Source organism: Neorhizobium vignae (assembly GCF_000732195.1).
GTDB lineage: Bacteria > Pseudomonadota > Alphaproteobacteria > Rhizobiales > Rhizobiaceae > Neorhizobium > Neorhizobium vignae.
Map to the genome: position 1 here is coordinate 60530 of NZ_JNNU01000017.1, position 21799 is coordinate 82328.

At 60.5% G+C, this 21799-nt stretch carries 23 protein-coding genes; 17 read left to right on the forward strand and 6 right to left on the reverse strand.

Annotation, left to right across the window (positions count from 1 at the left end; genetic code table 11):
* Positions 1-22: 22 nt before the first annotated feature.
* The 3 genes from rho to hemE all read right to left on the reverse strand — a co-directional run bounded on the left by rho (position 23) and on the right by hemE (position 3056).
* A complete protein-coding gene (rho, locus tag GQ59_RS24490; RefSeq protein WP_110118995.1) occupies positions 23-1288 on the reverse strand; it encodes a transcription termination factor Rho in 1266 nt (421 codons plus the stop codon).
* 191 nt (positions 1289-1479) lie between these two features.
* Entirely contained in the window at positions 1480-2025 is a 546-nt protein-coding gene (gene hemJ, locus GQ59_RS24495; RefSeq protein WP_037086279.1) for a protoporphyrinogen oxidase HemJ, read from the reverse strand.
* Positions 2022-3056: a uroporphyrinogen decarboxylase gene (gene hemE, locus GQ59_RS24500; RefSeq protein ID WP_037086281.1), complete on the reverse strand. Its 1035-nt coding sequence runs from the start codon at positions 3054-3056 to the stop codon at positions 2022-2024. Before hemE ends, hemJ begins: the two co-directional genes overlap by 4 nt.
* Before the next feature lie 404 nt (positions 3057-3460).
* Here hemE and GQ59_RS24505 point away from each other — a divergent pair, with 404 nt between their 5' ends.
* From GQ59_RS24505 to dnaQ, 5 genes are read left to right on the forward strand one after another with little or no spacing between them, the layout of a single operon-like run.
* On the forward strand, positions 3461-4282 hold the full coding sequence (locus tag GQ59_RS24505) for a pyruvate, water dikinase regulatory protein (RefSeq protein WP_037086282.1): 822 nt from the start codon (positions 3461-3463) through the stop codon (positions 4280-4282).
* A 31-nt stretch (positions 4283-4313) separates the two neighbouring features.
* The gene (locus GQ59_RS24510; protein WP_037086285.1) at positions 4314-4907 is read left to right on the forward strand and encodes a Maf-like protein; all 594 of its coding nucleotides are present in this window, start codon (positions 4314-4316) and stop codon (positions 4905-4907) included.
* Entirely contained in the window at positions 4900-5760 is an 861-nt protein-coding gene (locus GQ59_RS24515) for a shikimate dehydrogenase (RefSeq protein WP_037086286.1), read from the forward strand. Before GQ59_RS24510 ends, GQ59_RS24515 begins: the two co-directional genes overlap by 8 nt.
* Positions 5757-6368 carry a dephospho-CoA kinase gene (gene coaE / locus GQ59_RS24520; RefSeq protein ID WP_037086287.1) on the forward strand — a complete coding sequence of 204 codons (612 nt, stop codon included), beginning with the start codon at positions 5757-5759 and terminating at the stop codon, positions 6366-6368. Before GQ59_RS24515 ends, coaE begins: the two co-directional genes overlap by 4 nt.
* Entirely contained in the window at positions 6361-7065 is a 705-nt protein-coding gene (dnaQ, locus tag GQ59_RS24525; protein WP_037086288.1) for a DNA polymerase III subunit epsilon, read from the forward strand. Before coaE ends, dnaQ begins: the two co-directional genes overlap by 8 nt.
* A gap of 51 nt (positions 7066-7116) precedes the next feature.
* Here dnaQ and secB read toward each other — a convergent pair whose 3' ends face one another.
* Complete coding sequence (secB, locus tag GQ59_RS24530; protein WP_037086290.1) at positions 7117-7593, reverse strand: protein-export chaperone SecB; 477 nt, start codon at positions 7591-7593, stop codon at positions 7117-7119.
* An 85-nt stretch (positions 7594-7678) separates the two neighbouring features.
* A complete protein-coding gene (locus tag GQ59_RS24535) occupies positions 7679-8194 on the reverse strand; it encodes an FxsA family protein (protein ID WP_037086292.1) in 516 nt (171 codons plus the stop codon).
* 126 nt (positions 8195-8320) lie between these two features.
* Between GQ59_RS24535 and GQ59_RS24540 the strand changes: the two genes are divergently transcribed.
* The 5 genes from GQ59_RS24540 to gyrB all read left to right on the forward strand — a co-directional run bounded on the left by GQ59_RS24540 (position 8321) and on the right by gyrB (position 13649).
* Positions 8321-9019, forward strand: a complete 699-nt coding sequence (locus GQ59_RS24540; protein ID WP_037086367.1) for a Tim44/TimA family putative adaptor protein — start codon at positions 8321-8323, stop codon at positions 9017-9019.
* The gene (gene mltA, locus GQ59_RS24545; RefSeq protein WP_037086294.1) at positions 9016-10134 is read left to right on the forward strand and encodes a murein transglycosylase A; all 1119 of its coding nucleotides are present in this window, start codon (positions 9016-9018) and stop codon (positions 10132-10134) included. The genes GQ59_RS24540 and mltA overlap by 4 nt, the downstream gene beginning before the upstream one ends.
* On the forward strand, positions 10131-10712 hold the full coding sequence (locus tag GQ59_RS24550; protein WP_037086295.1) for a Smr/MutS family protein: 582 nt from the start codon (positions 10131-10133) through the stop codon (positions 10710-10712). The genes mltA and GQ59_RS24550 overlap by 4 nt, the downstream gene beginning before the upstream one ends.
* Positions 10709-11074 (forward strand): helix-turn-helix domain-containing protein, encoded by a 366-nt coding sequence (locus GQ59_RS24555; RefSeq protein ID WP_037086297.1) that lies wholly within the window; start codon positions 10709-10711, stop codon positions 11072-11074. Before GQ59_RS24550 ends, GQ59_RS24555 begins: the two co-directional genes overlap by 4 nt.
* 139 nt (positions 11075-11213) lie before the next feature.
* Positions 11214-13649 (forward strand): DNA topoisomerase (ATP-hydrolyzing) subunit B, encoded by a 2436-nt coding sequence (gyrB, locus tag GQ59_RS24560; RefSeq protein ID WP_037086298.1) that lies wholly within the window; start codon positions 11214-11216, stop codon positions 13647-13649.
* A gap of 134 nt (positions 13650-13783) precedes the next feature.
* On the opposite strand, the gene GQ59_RS24565 is transcribed toward gyrB, so the two are convergent.
* Positions 13784-14383, reverse strand: coding sequence for a nitroreductase family protein (locus GQ59_RS24565; protein ID WP_037086300.1), 600 nt, complete (start codon positions 14381-14383; stop codon positions 13784-13786).
* Between the two features lie 153 nt (positions 14384-14536).
* Between GQ59_RS24565 and GQ59_RS24570 the strand changes: the two genes are divergently transcribed.
* The 7 genes from GQ59_RS24570 (at position 14537) to trpA (ending at position 21775) form a co-directional block, all read left to right on the forward strand.
* Positions 14537-15379, forward strand: a complete 843-nt coding sequence (locus GQ59_RS24570; RefSeq protein ID WP_037086302.1) for a fumarylacetoacetate hydrolase family protein — start codon at positions 14537-14539, stop codon at positions 15377-15379.
* Between the two features lie 248 nt (positions 15380-15627).
* Positions 15628-16911, forward strand: a complete 1284-nt coding sequence (locus GQ59_RS24575) for a polyhydroxyalkanoate depolymerase (protein ID WP_037086304.1) — start codon at positions 15628-15630, stop codon at positions 16909-16911.
* Between the two features lie 148 nt (positions 16912-17059).
* Complete coding sequence (locus GQ59_RS24580) at positions 17060-17482, forward strand: DUF2852 domain-containing protein (protein WP_037086305.1); 423 nt, start codon at positions 17060-17062, stop codon at positions 17480-17482.
* 92 nt (positions 17483-17574) lie between these two features.
* Entirely contained in the window at positions 17575-18336 is a 762-nt protein-coding gene (locus GQ59_RS24585; RefSeq protein ID WP_037086307.1) for a M48 family metallopeptidase, read from the forward strand.
* A gap of 709 nt (positions 18337-19045) precedes the next feature.
* The gene (locus GQ59_RS24590; protein WP_037086309.1) at positions 19046-19702 is read left to right on the forward strand and encodes a phosphoribosylanthranilate isomerase; all 657 of its coding nucleotides are present in this window, start codon (positions 19046-19048) and stop codon (positions 19700-19702) included.
* A gap of 11 nt (positions 19703-19713) precedes the next feature.
* Positions 19714-20934 (forward strand): tryptophan synthase subunit beta, encoded by a 1221-nt coding sequence (trpB, locus tag GQ59_RS24595; RefSeq protein WP_037086311.1) that lies wholly within the window; start codon positions 19714-19716, stop codon positions 20932-20934.
* Between the two features lies 1 nt (position 20935).
* Positions 20936-21775, forward strand: coding sequence for a tryptophan synthase subunit alpha (gene trpA / locus GQ59_RS24600; protein WP_037086312.1), 840 nt, complete (start codon positions 20936-20938; stop codon positions 21773-21775).
* The last annotated feature ends 24 nt before the right edge of the window (positions 21776-21799 follow it).

Genomic DNA, 21799 nt, shown 5'->3' on the forward strand with positions numbered 1-21799 from the left:
TTTTCGTGAATCCGGCTAAGGATCAGGTGTTCATCGAATCGAAGAAATCGCCGTTGGTCTTCGTCTGCTTCAGTTTGTCGATCAGGAACTCGATCGCATCCGTGGTGCCCATCGGGGCGAGGATACGGCGAAGCACGAAGATCTTCTGAAGATCCTGGCGCGGTACGAGCAGGTCTTCCTTACGCGTACCGGACTTGAGGATGTCCATCGACGGGAAGATACGCTTGTCGGCGACCTTGCGGTCGAGCACGATTTCCGAGTTGCCGGTACCCTTGAATTCTTCGAAGATGACTTCGTCCATGCGGCTGCCCGTATCGATCAGAGCGGTCGCGATAATCGTCAGCGAACCGCCTTCTTCGATGTTACGCGCCGCACCGAAGAAACGCTTCGGGCGCTGCAGGGCGTTGGCGTCCACGCCGCCCGTCAGGACCTTGCCGGAGGAGGGAACGACGGTGTTGTAGGCGCGGCCGAGGCGGGTGATCGAATCGAGCAGGATGACAACGTCACGTCCGTGCTCCACGAGGCGCTTGGCCTTTTCGATGACCATTTCGGCAACCTGCACGTGACGCACGGCCGGTTCGTCGAAGGTGGAGGAAACGACCTCGCCCTTGACCGACCGCTGCATGTCCGTGACTTCTTCCGGACGCTCGTCGATCAGCAGGACGATCAGATAACATTCCGGATGATTGGCGGTGATCGAGTGGGCGATGTTCTGCAGCAGAACGGTCTTACCGGTGCGCGGCGGCGCGACGATCAGACCACGCTGGCCTTTGCCGAGCGGCGCCACCAGATCGATGACGCGGGCCGAGAGATCCTTGGAAGTCGGAATCTCCAGTTCCATCTTGAACCGCTCGTTCGGATAGAGCGGCGTCAGGTTGTCGAAGTGGACCTTGTGGCGGATCTTTTCCGGATCGTCGAAATTGATCGTGTTGACCTTGAGAAGCGCGAAATAACGTTCGCCTTCCTTCGGACCCCGGATCGGGCCCTCGACCGTGTCGCCGGTCTTCAGCGAGAAACGGCGGATCTGGGAGGGTGAGATATAGATATCATCGGGACCGGGCAGGTAGTTTGCGTTCGCGGAACGCAGGAAACCAAACCCGTCCTGCAAGACCTCGACCACGCCTTCGCCGATGATTTCGACGTCCTGGCTCGCCAGAACCTTGAGGATCGCGAACATCAGCTCCTGCTTGCGCATCGTGCTGGCGTTCTCGACCTCCAGTGATTCGGCGAAGGTCAGCAAATCGGTAGGGGATTTGCTCTTGAGTTCTTGAAGCTTCATTTCAGCCATGAAGAGGGGACCATATTGAGAATTTCGGGGGGATAGGCGTGTCGGTGAAATTCGCTACCGCGGAAGATGATCCGGGGACGACAGGAAATTACACGCATGCCACGAGATGAGATGGGGAGGAAAATAGCGATTCACGTGGAACGCCGCAAGGGGCAAGACGGAAATCTTGCCAAAGAAAGAATATCCTCGCGTCAGAACGGTTTCACGATCACCAGAATGACGATCCCGATCATCAGAACGGTCGGGAGTTCATTCATCAAACGCCAGTAACGCGGCGTTTTTCGCGGACCATCGACCGCGAAGTTGCGCACCGCGCGGCTGAACAGCACATGCACCATTGTGAGCAGCACGACAAGCCCGATCTTCGCATGCAGCCATCCGCCGCGAAATTCGTAGATGTCCCAGGCGAGGTAAAGACCGAGAACCCAGGTGATCATCATCGCCGGGTTCATGATGATTTTCAGGAGCCGCTGCTCCATCATCTTGAAGGTTTCGGACTGCGCCGAACCCGGTTCCGCGTCGCTGTGATAGATGAACAGCCGCGGCATGTAGAGCAGGCCCGCCATCCAGGACATCACCGCGATGACGTGGAAAGCCTTGATGTAGAGGAGGAAGTCGTCGGGCCGGGCGAGATAGACCGCAACCAGGATGGCAATAAAAACGGCAAGCGCGACGAAGGCCCGCAGTGCTGACCGCCGGCCGGCCGTCTTGCCCGTCTGCCTCTCTTCTCCGCTCACGCTCCGGCTCCACGCACCCGCTCGATCAGCCTGGTCACATGATCCGGATTGGCTTCAGGCGTGATGCCGTGGCCGAGATTGAAGATCAGCGGCCCCTGCCCGAGTTTCTCGAGAATGGCGTCGATCCCGTCTTCGAGCGACTTGCCGCCGGCCACGACCCGCATCGGATCGAGGTTGCCCTGGACCGGGCCATCCTTCTGCAACTCGGCCGCAAACGAAAGCGGCACCGACCAGTCGAGGCCGATCGCATCCGCCTTGGTCTTCTGGCGATAGGATTTCAGGTTCAGACCGGCGCCTTTTGCAAACGCGATGATTTTCGCACGCGGTCGCTGGCTGCGAACGATCTCGATCATCCGAGCGACCGGCTTCACCGCATAGGCCTCGAATTCCTTTTCGCCGAGCACGCCAGCCCAGGAATCGAAGATCTGCACGGCATCGGCGCCAGCATCGATCTGGGCGATCAGATATTCGGCGGAAATTTCCGCAAGCAGCGAAAGCAGCTTTTCGAAAGCTTCGGGATGCCGGTAAGCAAACAGGCGGGCAGGGGCCTGATCGGGGGTCCCGTGGCCGGCGATCATGTAGGTGGCAACCGTCCAGGGCGCACCGCAGAAACCCAGCAGCGTGGTTTCCTCGGGCAGTTCCCGTCTCAGCCGACGAACCGTTTCCATGACCGGAGCGAGATGGGCGAGAACCCCTTCGCCTTTCAGTGCCGAAATGCCAGCAGTGTCGATCGGATCCATCTGCGGGCCTTCGCCCTGCACGAACCGCACGTTCCGATGAAGCGCATCGGGGATGACGAGAATGTCGGAAAACAGGATCGCCGCATCGAAGCCGTAGCGCCGGATCGGCTGCAAGGTAACCTCGACAGCCAGATCCGGCGTATAACAGAGATCGAGAAAGCTCCCTGCCGTCGCCCGCGTTTCCCGGTATTCCGGCAGATAACGTCCTGCCTGTCTCATGAGCCAGATAGGCGGCGGACTGAGGGTTTTGCCTTCCAGCACCTCGACGATCTTCCGGTATGCGCCGGTCAATGGGTTCTCCCTAAAAATATAAGATAATGAATCTTACTAGTTTCTATTTCTTAGAGTCGGTGAGTAGCAAGGATTAAAGTCAATTCACAGCCGACGCGACGATCCGCCGCCTCTGACCTGTTGCGCGGATAAAAAAGCAGACCCAGAACCAGGTTTCCGGGACAATATAAATTTCGCCAGTTATTTCAGGAGGATGGTCGGAAGCAGAATTCGGCGCTATCTGTGGATAAGCTGGGGACAAAAAAGAGCCGCGAGGAACCTTTCCCCAGAACGCACAAGCCCGCCTGATCCGTATCCGCGGGAGTCGCGAATGTGGAAAACTAGGCGGTTTTCCCGAGGCCGGGTCCGGGCCTAGGAGAACTCAATGGTCTCTCCCGAGTTATCAACAAAGGGTTAAGTTTAGCGTGGAGAACAGAAAAAACTTCTTTCATCTGCACCTGATATCTGACTCGACCGGCGAGACTCTCATCTCCGCCGGCCGTGCCGCCTCGGCGCAGTTCCAGTCGTCGCTGGCGGTGGAACATGTCTATCCGCTGATCCGCAACCGAAAGCAGCTGCTCGCGGTGCTCGAAGCCCTCGACCGCGAACCGGGCATTGTTCTTTACACCATTGTCGATCAGGAACTGGCCGGGCTCATCGATCAGCGCTGCCGGGACATGGGCTTGCCCTGCGTCAACGTGCTGGAGCCGGTGATGGCGACATTCCAGGCCTATCTCGGGGCTCCGTCCCGGCGTCGGGTCGGCGCCCAGCACGCGCTCAATGCGGACTATTTCAAGCGCATCGAAGCGCTCAATTTCACCATGGATCACGACGACGGTCAGATGCCGGAGGACTACGACGAGGCGGATGTCGTCCTGATCGGCATCAGCCGTACCTCGAAAACGCCGACCAGCATCTATCTCGCCAACCGCGGCATCAAGACTGCCAACATCCCGATCGTGCCGGGCGTCGATCTTCCGGACAGCCTCTACCGCGCCACCCACCCGCTGATCGTCGGCCTCGTCGCCACGACCGACCGGATCAGCCAGGTGCGTGAACACCGCGAGCTGGGGGTCACCCAGGGCTTCGACCGGCGCCATTATACGGACCGTGCGACGATCAACGAAGAGCTGAAATACGCCCGCGCGCTGTGCGCCCGCCAGAACTGGCCTGTCATCGACGTAACCCGCCGGTCGATAGAGGAGACGGCAGCCGCAATCGTTGCGCTACGCCCGAAGCTGCGTTAAGCGAATCCGCCGCAGCTCTTGGGAGATTTTCGTGACAGTGCCTCTCGTACTTGCCTCCTCCAGCCCCTTCCGCCGGATGCTGATGGAAAATGCCGGCCTGGCCTTTGAAAGCCGAGCGGCCGATATCGACGAGCGCAAGATCGAGGCAGGCCTGGAAGGCGCAAGCCCCGACCAGGTGGCACTGACGCTCGCCAAGGCAAAGGCTTTAGAGGTCAGCGGACATTTCCCGGGTGCTCTGGTGATCGGCTCGGACCAGACCATGTCGCTTGGGAGTCGGGTTTATCACAAGCCGAAGACCCTTGCTGAAGCGAAAGAAAATCTGCTTTCCCTCTCGAACAAGACCCACCGCCTGAACAGCGCAATCGCTTTTGCGCGTGATAACCAGATCGTCTGGGAGCATGTCGCGCATGCGGACTTGACCGTCCGCGAGCTGAACGAAACCTTCGTCGATCGCTATCTGTCGCGGGTCGGCGAAAAGGTCTACGGCAGCGTCGGGGCCTATCAGCTGGAAGGCGAAGGCATCCAGCTCTTTTCGAGGATCGAGGGCGACTATTTCACCATCCTCGGCCTGCCCATGCTGCCTCTTCTCGAAAAGCTCCGTGACCTGAAAGCGATCGATGACTGATTCACGTGAAACATTTTTGGTTAATGCTTTCGTAACCGGGTGGCCGGTGAAGCATTCCCGCTCGCCGTTGATCCACGGCCACTGGCTGAAGCAGTTCGAAATTGCCGGGACCTACAGGCCTGAGGCCGTGACCGAAGCGGACTTCCCCGCCTTCATCCAATCGCTGAAGGACGGCAGTTCCGGCTTTCGCGGCGGCAACGTCACTATTCCCCACAAGGAGCTTGCTTTTAAGCTCGCTGATCGGCCGGATGACCTGGCGGAAGAGCTTGGGGCGTCAAATACGCTCTGGATGGAAGACGGCCTGCTACACGCCACCAATACCGACGGCCACGGCTTTACCGCCAATCTCGACGACCGCCATCCGGGGTGGGACAACACCGATCGCGCGGTGATCTTCGGCGCCGGTGGTGCGAGCCGCGCCGTCATCCAGGCGATCCGCGATCGCGGCATCGGCGAGATCCACGTGGTCAACCGCACCGTCGCACGGGCTAGAGAACTTGCCGACCGCTTCGGCGTGAAAGTTCATGCCCATCCGGCCGAAGCGCTGAATGAAGTTATGACCGGCGCCGGCTTGTTCGTGAACACGACATCGCTCGGCATGGACGGCAGCGAAACGCCTGATATCAATTACTCGCCGCTGGCATCCGGCGCCGTTGTCACCGATATCGTCTACGTACCTTTGAAAACACCGCTGCTGGCCCAGGCCGAGGCGCAGGGTTTCCCGATCGTCGATGGTCTCGGCATGTTGCTGCACCAGGCCGTTCCCGGTTTCGAAAAATGGTTCGGCCGCCGCCCGGTGGTCGATCAGGCGCTGCGGGATCTTGTCATCGCTGATATGGAAAGACACGGATGATCGTCATCGGCCTCACCGGCTCCATCGGAATGGGAAAATCGACCACCGCGAAAATGTTTGCGGAAGAGGGCGTCCCGGTGAATGACGCCGATGCCGTCGTCCACGATCTCTATCGCACCGATGCGGTCGCACCCGTCGGCGACGCCTTTCCCGGCACCGTCAGGGACGGTGTCATCGACCGTCAGGAACTGTCCCGCCAGCTTTCGGCATCGCCTGAAAAATTCCCGGTCCTCGAAGCCATCGTCCATCCGCTGGTTCGCAAGCGTGAAGTCGATTTCCTGACCCGCCACAGAGAGGCCGGCACCGATCTCGTGCTCCTCGATATCCCGCTTCTTTTCGAAGTGAGGGGCGAGGATCGCGTCGATGTTATTGTCGTTGTCACCTGCGATCCACAGATACAGCGCGACAGGGTGCTTGCGCGTCCCGGCATGACGGAGGAAAAATTGGCAATGATTCTCTCCCGTCAGATGCCCGATGCGGAAAAACGCAAAAGAGCCGATTTCCTTGTCGATACGGGCCTTGGACTGGACGCGGCGAGAGAACGTGTTCGCGACATCATCGCATCTCTGAAGGCCGGGAAGACGAGCGAGAAAAAGCCCCATGCGTGAGATCATCTTCGATACGGAAACCACGGGCCTCGAATCGAAGATCGACCGGGTGATCGAAATCGGCGGCATCGAGCTGATCAATAATTTCCCGACCGGGAGGACGCTGCATCTCTATATCAATCCGGGCGACCGCAAGGTTCATCCGGACGCGCTTGCGGTTCATGGCATCACCGACGAGTTCCTGAAGGACAAGCCGAGCTTTGGCGACGTCGCCCAGCAGATCATCGAATTTTTCGACGGTGCCAAATGGATTGCCCATAACGCGACCTTCGACATGGGCTTCATGAACGCGGAATTCGCCCGCCTCGGCCTGCCGCCCGTGATGTCCGACCAGGTCATCGACACGCTGGCCATGGCCCGCCGCAAACATCCGATGGGCCCGAATTCGCTCGATGCGCTCTGCCGCCGCTATGGCATCGACAATGCCCACCGCACCAAGCACGGCGCGCTGCTCGACTCCGAGCTGCTCGCCGAGGTCTATATCGAGATGACCGGCGGTCGTCAGACGGCGCTCGGCCTGATGGGCAACGAGCGGTCTTCGACGGTGGTCGAGGTGGAGGAAGTCGTAATCGAGGTTGCGGGTCGCCCCCGGCCTCTTGGCCCCCGGCTGACCGAAGCCGAGCTCCAGGCGCATGCCGCCATGGTCGCGTCGCTGAAGGACAAGGCGGTCTGGCTGAAATACGGAACGGCCGAATAAAAAGCCCGGGTCGAAGCCCGGGCTCTTTCGTCAAATCTGGAAAATTTTGGCTTAGCTGTCCAGCACCTGAACCTTGGAACGGGCCTGTTCCTCGGCCATGCGCTGCGTAAACATCTGCGCAAAATCGATCGGATCGATCATCAGCGGCGGGAAGCCGCCATTGCGCGTCACGTCGGCAATGATCTGGCGCGCGAAGGGGAACAGGAGACGCGGGCACTCGATGAAGAGCAGCGGCAGCATGTGCTCCTGCGGGAAACCGGTGATGCGGAAGACGCCGCCATACACCAGTTCGGCCGCGAAGACGATCTTGTCGCCTTCCTTGGCTTCGGCGTTCAGCGTCAGGATAACGTCGAAATCGGCGTCGGAAAGCGGATTGGCGTTGACGTTAACATTGATGTTGATCGCCGGCGCCTTGTCGCGCGCCTGCAGCGAACGCGGAGCGCCCGGGTTCTCGAAGGAGAGATCCTTGGTGTACTGCGCCAGGATGTTGAGGGACGGCGTTGCGGCCTGGTTGTTATCGTCTGCCATTGGGATTTCCTCGAGGCTTTGGAGCGTTGAGGCCCTCTAACATTTCGTCTGGGGGCTTACAACCCTGGCCAACCCGCAGGACCTCTCAGGGTTCCTTGCTTTTGGGGCCAGCCCAGGGCGAAGAGGGATCGGGATCGCGATGGTAGTCCTGCTCGTCGAGATCGACCACCGGCCCGGTTTTCTTGGCCTCCGGAGAAGGCCTTGCGCTTTCGTAGCGATAGCTCTCGCTGCGCGGCGAACGGACGACGACGATGCGGCGGCCGACCACAGACCAGATCAGGCTGCGCACGAAGGGAATGAACAGCGCCAGCCCGATGATGTCGGTGAGGAAGCCGGGCAGCAGCAGCAGGATTCCGGCGACGACGATCATCGCGCCGTCGATCAGGGCGCGGCCCGGCGCGCGGCCGTCGCGGCTCTCAGTCGAAATCTTCCTTAGGATCTGGGTCCCCTGATTGCGCAGCAAAAGGGCTCCGAGCACTGCGGTACCAATCACCAGACCGAGCGTCGCCCAGAGGCCTACTGCCTTGCCGACGAGCACGAAGCCCGCGATTTCGGCGAGCGGCCAGCCGATCAGAAGGAGCGGCACGAGAAAGAAGCGCATGAGATTCCCTGTGTCGTGATATCCGGTTGCGCGCAAAGCGCTAACGTCTTCGCCATTTGAATGATAGGCGTATGCAGACTATATGAGAGACTGCACCGAATATTTAAACGCCAAATGCGGGTTAAGATGGGCTCCAACGACTTTATAACACTCTTTTTCCTTGTCGCAGCGGTTCTGATCTTCCTGCAACTGCGCAGTGTGCTCGGACGCCGGACGGGAAGCGAGAAGCCGCCGTTCGATCCTTACAGCCCCCGCGACGTCGCGAAAAATCCGGGTGGCGACGACAGCAAGGTCGTGACCCTGCCGCGCCGGGATGCCACGGAGGACGAGCAGCGCTATGCGGATGTCGACGCTCTCGCCAAGCCGGATACGCCTCTCAACGCCGCGCTGCGAGAATTGGTCAAGTCCGATCCCGCTTTTCGTCCCCGCGAGTTTCTGAATGGCGCCCGCATGGCATACGAGATGATCGTCATGGCTTTTGCCGACGGTGACCGGAAGACGCTGAAGGGCCTTCTCTCCAAGGAGGTTTTCGACGGTTTCGACGCGGCGATCACCGACCGCGAATCCCGCGGCGAGGTGGTGAAGTCCACTTTCGTCGGCATCGACAAGGCGGATATCACCCATGCCGCCGTCAAGGATGCCGAGGAACAGATCACCGTCCGCATCGTCAGCCAGCTCATTTCCGCCACCTATGACAAGGCCGGCGCACTGATCGACGGCGACCAGGAAACCGTGGCCGAAGTGACAGACATCTGGACCTTCGCCCGCGACATCCACTCACGCGATCCGAACTGGAGATTGGTCGCCACCGAATCCGAACAATGACCTTGAACTCTGCGGATTATACTCTTCGGCAGGTCACCTTCTCCGATCTTGCGGGGTGGGGCGATGACGATCCGACTGCACTGTTTGCCGGCATGCGTGCGTCGCTGGAGCATATCCGCAAGGTCAAGCCATATCGCACCGGCTCCCTTGGCCTGACGGCCGAGGAACTCGCCACCTTCATCGAAACCGCCCGGGACATCCCGGGCGGTCCCGTTTCTGCCCGGGCCTTTTTCGAGAGCCATTGCACCCCCTTCCTGATCGCCCGCAACGACGGCCGGCGCGGTTTCGTCACCGCTTTCTACGAGCCTGAGATCGAGGTCTCGGAAACGAGAGATACGGTCTGGGCGCATCCCTTCTACTATCGTCCGGACGATCTCATTGATCTCGACGACAGCAACCGTCCAGCAGGATTGGACTCCGGCTACATGTTTGGCCGGCAGACATCGGACGGGATTGTGCCCTACCCGGATCGCGGCGAGATCGATCGTGGTTTTCTCGAGGGCCGGGGCCTGGAGATCGCGTATGCGAAATCCAGGGTCGATGTCTTCTTCGTCCATGTCCAGGGTGCCGCAAGGTTGAGATATCCGGACGGCAGCATCCGGCGGATCACCTATTCCGCCAAGGCGGGTCACCCGTTCTCGCCGATCGGCAAGCTGCTGATAGACCGCGGCGAGATCGACCCCGCGAAGATTTCCATGCAGAGCATCCGCGCCTGGCTGGCCGGGAATCCGGCTAAGGTGGAGGAAGTGCTCTGGCACAATCGCTCCTACATCTTCTTCCGGGAAGCGGATGTCTCCGATCCGTCGCTCGGGCCGGTGGCTGCCGCCAAGGTGCCTCTGATCCCGGGACGCTCGCTGGCGGTCGATCGCCAGATCCACACGTTCGGTTTTCCCTTTTTCATCCGGTCCGAGACGCTGACCCATATGGATGGGGGCAAACCCTTCGCGCGGCTGATGCTGGCGCTCGACACCGGCTCGGCGATCGTCGGCCCGGCGCGCGGCGACATTTTTACCGGCTCCGGCTTCGAGGCGGGCGAGCTTGCCGGAACGGTGCGCAACGATGCGGATTTCTATCTCCTCATCCCCAAGGCAGCGGCCGTCAGGTACGGCCGATGAAGGGCGGTCGCAAACTCGATCCGGAAGAGCGGATATTGTGGGGAAGGGTGGCTAAATCCGCCCGCGCCCTGCCTGGCCGCATGAAGGAAATTCTCGAATTCGAGGAAGCGGAAGAGGCAAAGATCGCCGCGGAAGAAGCGGCCGTTGAAGCGAAAAAGCCGAAACCCGCGCCGCGGCAGGAGAGTTATGCGGTCGAACTTCCGGCGCCCGTTCCGGTCAGGCGTCCCGTGGGTTCTCATCAGCCGCTTGAAAGGCCCGTCAAGAAAAAGCTCGCCAAGGGCCGGCTGCCGATCGATGCCCGTCTCGATCTGCACGGACTATTCCAGGGCGAGGCCCACGATCTGCTTCTCGACTTTTTGCTGCGAGCCCATGAACGTGGCCTTCGCCATGTGCTGGTGATTACCGGCAAGGGCAGCTCTATGGGCAGCGAAGGTGCGCTCCGACGTGCGGTGCCGCTGTGGTTTTCGAAAGCCGAGTTCCGGTTCCTGATCTCGTCCTACGAATGGGCGGCGCGCCATCATGGCGGGGAGGGTGCCATGTATGTGCGGCTTTCGCGCGGCCGGGGAGATCGGGAATGACTCCCTTCGGTCATGCACTGAGAGAACTGCGCCGCCGCAAGGGTATCACCCAGCGCCAGCTTGCCGAGGCAATCGGCGTCACGCCTGCCTATCTTTCAGCCCTGGAGCATGGAAAACGCGGCCGGCCGACCTTCGAACTGCTGCAGCGGATCGCCGGTTATTTCAACGTCATCTGGGATGAGGCGGAAGAGCTTTTCCGGCTTGCCGAAGCGTCGCATCCGAAAGTCGTGCTTGATACTGCGGGCTTGCCGCCATCATACACCGGCTTTGCCAACCGGCTGGCGCAGCGGATTCGCTCTTTGCCGCCGGACGTGATAGAGGAAATGGACGCGCTCCTCAAAAAAGCCGAGATGCGGGGCTGAATTCGCTGCGCATCCACGGCTTTCGTGCCGTATTGGTGAGGCCCAACCTTTAGAAACCGCCCCGATTTCCTTATATTCTGAGGGTGGAATGGCCGGTGATTCGCTTAACCGGCATCTCAAACGAATTGGAAGATAATTGATGACCGATACACCCGTCAGCGATAATGGCGCGAGTGCCGAATATGGTGCCGACTCGATCAAGGTTCTGAAGGGCCTCGATGCCGTTCGCAAGCGGCCCGGCATGTATATCGGCGATACGGACGACGGCTCCGGCCTGCATCACATGGTTTACGAAGTCGTGGACAACGCGATCGACGAGGCGCTGGCCGGCCATGCCGACCTGGTGACTGTCACGCTCAACGCGGACGGCTCGGTGACCGTGACGGATAACGGCCGCGGCATCCCGACCGACATTCACACCGGCGAAGGCGTTTCCGCTGCCGAAGTGATCATGACCCAGCTCCATGCGGGCGGCAAATTCGACCAGAACTCCTACAAGGTGTCCGGCGGTCTGCACGGCGTCGGCGTCTCGGTCGTCAACGCATTGTCCGTATGGCTGAAACTGCGCATCCGCCGCAACGGCAAGCTCCATGAGATTTCCTTCACGCATGGTGTCGCCGACGGTCCGCTCAAGGTCATCGGCGAATACGAAGGCCGTTCCGGAACCGAGGTTACCTTCCTCGCCAGCTCCGATACCTTCACGATGACCGAATATGACTACGGCACGCTCGAGCATCGTCTGCGCGAACTGGCCTTCCTGAATTCGGGCGTCAGAATCCGGCTAACGGACAAGCGCAAGCCGGACATCAAGGAAGAAGAGATGCTGTATGACGGAGGTCTCGAAGCCTTCGTCCGTTATCTCGATCGCTCCAAGAAGCCGCTGGTCGACAAGCCCGTCGCCATCAAGGGCGAGAAGGATGGCATGACGGTCGAAGTGGCCATGTGGTGGAACGACAGTTACCACGAAAACATGCTCTGCTTCACCAACAACATCCCCCAGCGCGACGGCGGCACCCATATGGCCGGCTTCCGTGGGGCATTGACGCGTCAGGTGACGTCCTATGCGGACAGTTCCGGCATCACCAAGAAGGAAAAGGTCACGCTGCAGGGCGAAGACTGCCGCGAAGGCCTGACCGCAGTGCTCTCCGTCAAGGTGCCCGACCCCAAGTTTTCATCGCAGACCAAGGATAAGCTCGTTTCGTCGGAAGTTCGGCCGGTTGTCGAAAGCCTGATGAACGAAGCCTTGAGCACCTGGTTCGAAGAACATCCGACCGAAGCGAAGATCCTCGTCGGCAAGGTGGTGGAAGCAGCCGTCGCCCGCGAAGCCGCCCGCAAGGCCCGCGAACTGACCCGCCGCAAGGGCGTGCTCGACATCGCCTCGCTGCCCGGCAAGCTTGCCGACTGCTCCGAGCGCGATCCGGCCAAGTCCGAACTCTTCCTCGTCGAGGGCGATTCTGCCGGCGGCTCCGCCAAGCAGGGCCGGTCGCGCGAGAACCAGGCTATTCTTCCTCTGCGCGGAAAAATCCTCAACGTCGAACGTGCCCGTTTCGACAAGATGCTCGGAAGCCAGGAAATCGGCACGTTGATCACGGCGCTCGGTACATCGATCGGCAAGGATGAGTTCAACGCCGACAAGCTGCGGTACCACAAGATCATCATCATGACGGATGCCGACGTCGACGGCGCCCATATCCGTACCCTGCTTTTGACCTTCTTCTTCCGCCAGATGCCGGAACTGATCGAACGCGGCCATATCTATATCGCCCAGCCGCCGCTCTATAAGGTCAGCCGCGGCAAGTCGATCCAGTACCTGAAGAACGAAGTCGCCCTGGAAGAATACCTTATCACCATGGGCCTCGAAGAGGCGACGCTGACGCTCGGCTCCGGTGAAGTCCGTGCCGGACAGGACATGCGCGAGGTCATCCAGGATGCGCTGCGTCTCCGCGCCCTGGTCGAGGGCCTGCATTCCCGCTACAGCCGTTCGATCATCGAACAGGCCGCGATCGCCGGTGCCCTCAATCCGGAACTCACCGACAACCGCGAACGCGCCCAGCAGACTGCCGACGAAGTCGCCCGTCGCCTGGACATGATCGCCGAAGAAACCGAACGCGGCTGGACCGGCCATGTGACGGACGAGGGCGGCCTGCGGTTTGAGCGCATGGTGCGTGGCGTCAAGGAAGTCGCGGCCGTGGACGTCGCGCTGATCGGTTCGGCCGATGCCCGCCATATCGACCAGATGACCACGCGCCTGCAGGAAATCTACCGCACCCCGCCGGTCCTCACCCGCAAGGATGGCCAGCAGGAGATGTCCGGCCCTCGCGCGCTGCTCGAATCGATCTTCGCGACGGGCCGCAAGGGCCTCTCCATGCAGCGTTACAAGGGTCTCGGCGAGATGAATGCCGAGCAGCTCTGGGAAACGACGCTCGATCCGAACGTCCGCTCGCTGCTGCAGGTCAGGGTCAACGACGCGACCGACGCGGACGGTCTCTTCTCGCGCCTGATGGGCGACGAAGTCGAACCGCGCCGCGAGTTCATTCAGGAAAACGCGCTGAGCGTCGCCAACCTCGACATCTGACGTTCAAGCTTCGCAACAAAAAGCGGCGGTCCTCGGGCCGCCGCTTTTTGTTTGTCCAGTTCGAAAATGTTTCACGTGAATCTTTCCTGTGGATAGGGATTCACGTGAAACAATTCTTAAAACTACGCCGGCGCTCAGGGCTCCCCTGTGAATTTCCCCTCGAAGGCGATTTCGGAAACCGGCTTGCGCTTGCTGGGGAATTCCCGCTCCGCAAGATCCTCGGGAAGTGTGCTTCTGTCGGCGATCCGGCCGATCGCAGCCGCTGCCTCGACCCGGTAACCTTCCGGAATCCCGAGCACCTCGACGGCCTTTTCCTTGTCGAGCCCTTCCATGCCATGTGCATGATAACCGAGCTTCATCGCCTGGCAGATCACCGAAAACCAGGCCGCACCCGTGTCGTAGGAATGGGTATAGGCGAGCCGGTGTTCGCCGTTGCTGGCCACGCGATAGGTTTTCGAGACGACAATCAGGAGCGCCGCCGCATGCTGCGCCCAGCGCTGGTTACCCGGTACGAGAACATCCAGGAGCACCGAAAATGACGGCGTTCCGCGTAGCGCATAGATAAAACGCCAAGGCTGGTTGTTGCCGGAGGAGGGCGCCCAATGGGCGGCGTCGAGGATCGTCAGCATGGTCGCGTGATCGATCGTCTCCTCGGTAAACGCCCTCGGCGACCAGCGGTCGAGGAAGAAGGTATCGATCGGAAACTCCGAATCGCGGGTATTGCTGCTGGTCATGGGCATTCTCCGAAATTGCAGGCAGGGATTAGATTTAACATTAACAATAGGCCCGTCGACCTGCTTGGCAACAGACTTCTGGTTGGCAGAAAACGGGCGTGACAAGCCGGGACGCATGTTCCATAAACCTCCCGGTAAATGGAGGACCATGCTTTGAAACTGATGCGCATTGGCGAGCCGGGCCACGAGAAGCCGGCACTTTTTGATAACCAGGGCAAGATCCGCGATCTCTCCGGCCACGTCGCCGATATCGCCGGGGCGGCCATTTCCCCCGAAGGCCTTGCCAGGATCGCCGCTCTCGATCCGGAAAGCCTGCCCGAATTGCAGCCGACCCGCATCGGCGCTTGCGTCGCCGGCACCGGAAAGTTCATCTGCATCGGCCTCAACTATTCCGACCACGCCGCAGAAACCGGCGCGACCGTACCGCCGGAGCCGATCATCTTCATGAAGGCGACCTCTGCCATCGTCGGCCCGAACGACGACGTGGTCATCCCGCGCGGTTCTGAAAAGACCGACTGGGAAGTCGAGCTCGGGGTGGTTATCGGCAAGACCGCGAAATATGTCTCGGAAGCCGACGCGATGGATTATGTCGCCGGCTACTGCCTGACCAACGACGTTTCCGAACGCGCCTTCCAGGCCGAGCGCTCAGGCCAGTGGACCAAGGGCAAGTCCTGCGACACCTTTGGCCCGATCGGCCCCTGGCTTGTCACCAAGGATGAAATCGCCGATCCGCAGAACCTCGGCATGTGGCTCACCGTCAACGGCGAGAAGATGCAGAACGGCTCCACCAAGACGATGGTCTACGGCGTCCGTTATCTCGTCTCCTATCTCAGCCAGTTCATGTCGCTGCATCCGGGCGACATCATCTCCACCGGCACGCCTCCGGGCGTCGGCCTCGGCATGAAACCGCAGCGTTTCCTGAAACCTGGCGAAGTCGTCGAACTCGGCATCGATGGCCTCGGCACCCAACGGCAGACCTTCGTCGCCGACATCTGAATGATCGGGGGACTCATGCCCGCCGGCGGGCATGAGTCCTTAACCAGGCTTGGAAGGTGGAACTTTAAGGCTTACATGTCATTCTCAAGACAGCAGAATGATCTGCGGTTCCGCCTTCCTCTTGGCCAATTCAGCCGGTATTCCCCATAATGTTGCACCGCAATAGAAAAGTGCTAGCCTATCCCCACGCTGCTCCTGAACCGATTGGTTCGATGCCACTGTCGGAAATCACGAAAGGTAGCACCTCGATGTTCTATCAATTCTACGAGATGAACCACGCCGCGATGGCCCCCGTTCGCGCCGCCGCGGATGCCATGCACTTCTTCTATTCCAACCCGCTCAATCCGTTTTCCCATACGACGATGGGCCGGACGTTGTCCGCCGGCCTTGAAGTCTTCGAGCGGGTCACGCGCCGATACGGCAAGCCGGCCTTCGATCTCCCCTTCACGATCGTCGAAGGCGAGACCGTCGCGGTGACCGAAGAGATCGTCTGGAACAAGCCGTTCTGCAATCTCCTGCATTTCCGCCGCGATCTGCCGGCCGGCCGTGCCCCGGACCAGAAGATCCTGATCGTCGCGCCGATGTCCGGCCACTATGCGACGCTGTTGCGCGGCACCGTGGAAGCGCTGCTGCCAAGCGCCGATGTCTACATCACGGACTGGATCGACGCCCGCATGGTGCCGATCACCGACGGCCGCTTCGATCTCGACGACTATATCGACTACATCATCGAGATGCTGCATGCGATCGGCCCCGGCACCCATGTCATCGGCGTCTGCCAGCCTTCCGTCCCGGTGCTTGCCGCCGTGGCTGTGATGGAATCGCAGCGCGATTCGATGGTCCCGGCCTCGATGATCCTGATGGGCGGCCCGATCGATACCCGCATCAACCCGACCGCCGTCAACAAGCTTGCGGAAGAACATCCGATCGAGTGGTTCCGCGACAACGTCATCATGAACGTGCCCTGGCCGCATTCCGGTTTCATGCGCCGCGTCTATCCTGGCTTCCTTCAATTGTCCGGTTTCATGTCGATGAACCTCGACCGGCACGTGAGCGCCCACAAGGAATTCTTCCAGCACCTCGTCAAGAATGACGGCGAGTCCGCCGAGAAGCACCGCGAGTTCTACGACGAATATCTGGCGGTCATGGACCTTACCGAGGAATTCTACCTCCAGACCGTCGATACGGTCTTCATCAAGCATTCGCTGCCGAAGGGCGAGATGATGCACCGCAACGTTCCGGTCGATACCAGGCTCATCCGCCAGGTGGCGCTTCTGACCATCGAGGGCGAGAACGACGATATTTCCGGTCTCGGCCAGACCAATGCGGCACAGACCATCTGCCCCAATATCCCGGATGACATGCGCCTGCATTACATGCAGCCGGATGTCGGCCATTACGGCGTGTTCAACGGCTCGCGTTTCCGCCGCGAGATCGCGCCTCGCATCGTGGCCTTCACCCAGAAACATGCCAAGTCTGCGGTCAAGAAGACTCCGGTCAAACGGGTCATCAAGGGCGGCAAGGCCGGCTAGGCTCCTCGGGTTCTTTGAATTCCTGTTTATATTTCAGCATCTTCTTGAATTTAATGATCCGTCTTCTTGAAGGCGGATCATGGGCTCACCAAATCGGAATGAGACGGGATGGCATGTGGCCACCCGCTGAAACATCAGGGTGTGACCAATGAACCAGTCAGCATTGATTCGTCCGGATTGGACGCCGGCTACCATCGCTCTCATGGTGCTCGGTTTCGTCGTTTTCTGGCCTCTCGGCCTTGCCATGCTCGCCTATATTCTCTTCGGGGAACGGCTCCGCGGCTTCAAGCGCGATGCCAACGACCGGGCTGATCGCATGTTCGCCGGCTGCCGTCGGGCGAAATCCCGTTACAACACGCATTTCACCACCGGCAACGTCGCATTCGACGATTGGCGCAAGACCGAGATCGACCGGATCGAAGAAGAACGCCGCAAGCTGGACGAAATGCGCGAAGAGTTCGACAACTATGTGCGCGAGCTTCGCCGAGCCAAGGACCAGGAAGAGTTCGATCGCTTCATGCGCGAGCGGCAGAACCGCTCTTCCGGCCAGAGCCCGGTTGTCGATCTCTGATCCTCCCCAAGGATTCACGTGAAACGTGATGGAAAGCCGGCGTCTGTAAGGCGCCGGCTTTTTTATGCGAAGGAATCGGCTAGAAAGGATCCATGTTCGCGCTTCTGAAAAAGCCAGTCCGTTCCAAATCGAAACCGCTCGAAACGGTGAAGCGGACCCTTGATGTCGGCGATCGGGCGATGCCGCTGACGATCAGGGAAAACCGCCGTGCCACCCGCATCACGCTCCGGATCGAACCCGGCGGCCGCGCGCTGAATCTCACCGTGCCGGCGGGCCTGCTGAAGCGCGAGATCGATGATTTCCTCGACCGCCATCAGGGCTGGCTGTTGACCAAGCTGGCGAAATTCTCTGCGGACAATGCGATTCGCGCCGGTGGCCGCATCGCCTTTCGCGGCGTGCCTCACCGGATCGAACATACCGGCACGCTGCGCGGCCTCACCGAGGCGGTGCTGATCGATGGCGAACCGGTATTGAGGGTCAGCGGCCTCGAGGACCACATGGGTCGCCGGCTCTCCGCCTTTTTCAAGAAGGAAGCGCGCAAGGATCTCGAAGTGCTGGTCGCCCGCCACGCAGCCGCCATCCGAAAGCCGATCAAGTCGGTCTCCATGAAGGACACCCGCAGTCGCTGGGGATCCTGCTCCTGGGATGGAAATCTCAGTTTTTCTTGGCGCATCGTCATGGCCCCGCCTCTGATCATAGACTATCTCGCCGCCCATGAGGTGGCGCATCTGAAGGAGATGAACCACGGCCCGAAATTCTGGGCCCTGTGCAGAGAGCTCTGCCCGCGCATGGAAGAAGCGCGAAAATGGCTGAAACAGCACGGCTCGCAGCTGCACGCGATCGACTTCGAGTGACGCGGAGGCAGAGGGATCCTCGGGTCAGGCCCGTGGATGACGACGTTGTATGTCCTGCCTGTTCTTCCGTGATCTGTCGCTCTTGCCCCCAGTCCTCTCCTTGATCAGCCCGCCAGCCTCTCCTCCGTCATCCTCGGGCCTGACCCGAGGATCCACTCGCAGACCGATCTCAAGGCGCATATTCCGCACCGCCTCATCAGCGGCATCAACCACTTAACACCCTTCTCATCCCCGCCCCTCAAACCCATGCCTACACTCCCCGCGTCCCGTTTCGGCTACACCGGTCCGCATAACCGGCGAGATGGGACCGGTGATCTGGCGAACCGCCGTTATGCAAGCGGGTTGCCAGGGGCTGCGCAGAAAATGGTCCCCCTCTCGCCTCAAGGCGGGGCGTGCGTGTGTCGCACACAACCCGGTATGGCATCCGTGCTCATTTCCACGGAGTTAAATTCCATATCGCCGCAGAGGGACCGGAGTTGCGCGGAAAAACACACCGAACGGGACACGTCGCGTGTCACTATTAAAATCTAAATTCGAGGCACACGACGTGTCCCGGCCGATCCTCGGGTTCGACCCGACAAAATGACCGAGATCGCCAAGGGCGTATTGTGTCCTTCGTCATCTGCAGGCTGGACCCGAGAACAAGGCCGCACTCGGCCCGCTATGATTTGCCTCGACTCCGTCGGAATTTCATGTCAATCCGCACGTCATGAAACCTGATATCAAGATCTGCGGGTTGAAGACCCCCGAGGCAGTCGATCGCGCCGTGGCGCGGGGCGCCTCGCATATCGGTTTCATCTTTTTTGCCAAGAGCCCGCGCAACGTCGAACCCGACCTTGCCGGCGATCTCGCCGATCGCGTCCGCGGACGGGTGAAGATCGTCGCGGTGACCGTCAATGCCGACGACGAGGAACTCGACGACATCGTCTCGATGGTGCGGCCGGATATCCTGCAGCTGCATGGCAACGAGGGCCCGGAACGGATCCTGCACCTGAAGGCGCTTTACGGCCTGCCGGTCATGAAGGCCTTTTCGGTGAAGGAAGCCGCCGATCTTGACCGGATCGATCCCTATATCGGCGTTGCCGACCGCTTTCTTTTCGATGCCAAAGCGCCTGCCGGATCCGAATTGCCGGGCGGCAACGGCGTTTCCTTTGACTGGAGCCTGATGGCTTCCCTTGACGAGGGCGTGGATTACATGCTTTCGGGAGGATTGAACAAGGATAATGCCGTCATTGCCCTCAAATCGACGCGGGCAAGCGGTATCGACCTATCGTCTGGCGTGGAAAGCGCGCCAGGCATCAAGGACCTTGGAATGATCGATGCCTTTTTCGATGCCGTCGCAGATGCGGGTCGGAAAGGCGCGTGAGGGAGTAGAGAGTGAACGAGACGCCAAAACCCAATTCGTTCCGTGCCGGCCCCGACGAGGATGGCCGTTTCGGTATTTTCGGCGGGCGCTTCGTCGCCGAAACGCTGATGCCGCTGATCCTGGATCTCCAGGGCGAATGGGAAAAGGCGAAGAACGATCCTGCCTTCCAGGCGGAACTGGCTGATCTCGGCGCCCATTATATCGGCCGCCCGAGCCCGCTCTATTTCGCCGAGCGCCTGACCGAACATCTCGGCGGCGCCAAGATCTATTTCAAGCGCGAAGAGCTGAACCACACCGGTTCGCACAAGATCAATAACTGCATCGGCCAGATCCTGCTCGCCAAGCGCATGGGCAAGACCCGCATCATCGCCGAGACCGGTGCCGGCCAGCACGGCGTGGCGTCCGCGACCGTTGCCGCCCGTTTCGGTTTCCCCTGCGTCGTCTACATGGGCGCCACCGATGTCGAGCGCCAGGCACCGAACGTTTTCCGTATGAAGCTCCTCGGCGCCGAAGTCATTCCGGTGACCGCCGGGAACGGCACGCTGAAGGACGCCATGAACGAGGCGCTGCGCGACTGGGTCACCAATGTCGATGACACCTATTACCTGATCGGCACCGCTGCCGGTCCGCATCCCTATCCGGAAATGGTCCGCGACTTCCAGTCGGTCATCGGCACCGAAGCCCGTGCACAGCTGCTGGAAGCCGAAGGCAAGCTGCCCGACGTGGTCATCGCGGCCGTTGGCGGCGGTTCGAATGCGATCGGCATCTTCCATCCTTTCCTCGATGATCAGAGCGTCAAGATCGTCGGCGTCGAAGCGGGCGGCCGCGGCCTCCAGGGTGTCGATCATTGCGCCTCGATCACCGCGGGATCGCCGGGCGTGCTGCATGGCAACCGTACCTATCTCTTGCAGGACGGCGACGGTCAGATCCTCGAAGGCCATTCGGTCTCGGCCGGTCTCGATTATCCCGGTATCGGTCCGGAGCACAGCTGGCTGCATTCGATCGGCCGTGCCGAATACGTGCCGATCATGGACCAGGAAGCGCTCGACGCATTCCAGGTGCTGACCCGTCTCGAAGGCATCATCCCGGCGCTGGAGCCGAGCCATGCGCTCGCCGAAGTGATCAAGCGCGCCCCGAAAATGGGCAAGGACGAAATCATCCTGATGAATCTGTCGGGCCGTGGAGACAAGGATATCTTCACCGTCGCCAAGATTCTCGGAATGGAAGTGTGATATGACGATACGCATGGACAATCGTTTCGCGGCCCTCAAGGCAGAAGGCCGCCCCGCCCTGATCACCTATTTCATGGGCGGCGATCCGGACTTCGAGACCTCGCTCGGCATCATGAAGGCGCTGCCCGGCGCCGGCGCCGATATCATCGAGCTCGGCATGCCGTTCTCCGATCCGATGGCCGACGGCCCGGCGATCCAGATGGCCGGCCAGCGCGCCCTGAAAGGCGGCCAGACGCTTGCAAAGACGCTGGAGCTTGCACGCAGGTTCCGCGAAAGCGACGCCGAGACGCCGATCGTCATGATGGGCTATTACAACCCGATCTATGTCTACGGCGTCGAGCGCTTCCTCGATGACGCGATCGCCTCCGGCATCGACGGTCTGATCGTCGTCGACCTGCCGCCGGAAATGGATGACGAACTCTGCATCCCGGCGCTTGCAAAGGGCGTCAACTTCATCCGCCTCGCAACCCCGACCACCGACGACAAGCGTCTGCCGGCCGTTCTCAAGAATACCTCCGGCTTCGTCTATTACGTCTCGATGAACGGCATTACCGGCTCGGCGCTGCCCGATCCGTCGCTGGTGTCCGGCGCGGTCAACCGCATCAAGGGCCACACGGCACTGCCGGTCTGCGTCGGTTTCGGCGTCAAGACTGCGGATCACGCCAAGGCAATCGGCGCTGCGGCGGATGGCGTCGTTGTCGGTTCGGCAATCGTCAGCCAGATCGCCGGCAGCCTCACCAAGGATGGCAAGGCCGGTCCGGATACCGTTGCTGCGGTCGCAACGCTCGTTCGGGGCCTTGCAACCGGCGTGCGCGCTGCCCGCCTTGTTGCCGCCGAATAGTTTCCCACATTAGGCTTGAGTTAA

Bases quoted from the DNA above. Each gene is read 5' to 3' on its own strand.
- GQ59_RS24575 (WP_037086304.1), top strand. From the start codon at position 15,628: ATGTTCTATCAATTCTACGAGATGAACCACGCCGCGATGGCCCCCGTT.
- GQ59_RS24550 (WP_037086295.1), top strand. From the start codon at position 10,131: ATGAAGGGCGGTCGCAAACTCGATCCGGAAGAGCGGATATTGTGGGGA.
- GQ59_RS24535 (WP_037086292.1), bottom strand. From the start codon at position 8,194: ATGCGCTTCTTTCTCGTGCCGCTCCTTCTGATCGGCTGGCCGCTCGCC.
- trpA (WP_037086312.1), top strand. From the start codon at position 20,936: ATGACGATACGCATGGACAATCGTTTCGCGGCCCTCAAGGCAGAAGGC.
- GQ59_RS24540 (WP_037086367.1), top strand. From the start codon at position 8,321: ATGGGCTCCAACGACTTTATAACACTCTTTTTCCTTGTCGCAGCGGTT.
- GQ59_RS24515 (WP_037086286.1), top strand. From the start codon at position 4,900: ATGACTGATTCACGTGAAACATTTTTGGTTAATGCTTTCGTAACCGGG.
- gyrB (WP_037086298.1), top strand. From the start codon at position 11,214: ATGACCGATACACCCGTCAGCGATAATGGCGCGAGTGCCGAATATGGT.
- GQ59_RS24555 (WP_037086297.1), top strand. From the start codon at position 10,709: ATGACTCCCTTCGGTCATGCACTGAGAGAACTGCGCCGCCGCAAGGGT.
- mltA (WP_037086294.1), top strand. From the start codon at position 9,016: ATGACCTTGAACTCTGCGGATTATACTCTTCGGCAGGTCACCTTCTCC.
- GQ59_RS24580 (WP_037086305.1), top strand. From the start codon at position 17,060: ATGAACCAGTCAGCATTGATTCGTCCGGATTGGACGCCGGCTACCATC.
- secB (WP_037086290.1), bottom strand. From the start codon at position 7,593: ATGGCAGACGATAACAACCAGGCCGCAACGCCGTCCCTCAACATCCTG.
- GQ59_RS24565 (WP_037086300.1), bottom strand. From the start codon at position 14,383: ATGACCAGCAGCAATACCCGCGATTCGGAGTTTCCGATCGATACCTTC.
- GQ59_RS24585 (WP_037086307.1), top strand. From the start codon at position 17,575: ATGTTCGCGCTTCTGAAAAAGCCAGTCCGTTCCAAATCGAAACCGCTC.
- rho (WP_110118995.1), bottom strand. From the start codon at position 1,288: ATGGCTGAAATGAAGCTTCAAGAACTCAAGAGCAAATCCCCTACCGAT.
- GQ59_RS24590 (WP_037086309.1), top strand. From the start codon at position 19,046: ATGAAACCTGATATCAAGATCTGCGGGTTGAAGACCCCCGAGGCAGTC.
- dnaQ (WP_037086288.1), top strand. From the start codon at position 6,361: ATGCGTGAGATCATCTTCGATACGGAAACCACGGGCCTCGAATCGAAG.
- coaE (WP_037086287.1), top strand. From the start codon at position 5,757: ATGATCGTCATCGGCCTCACCGGCTCCATCGGAATGGGAAAATCGACC.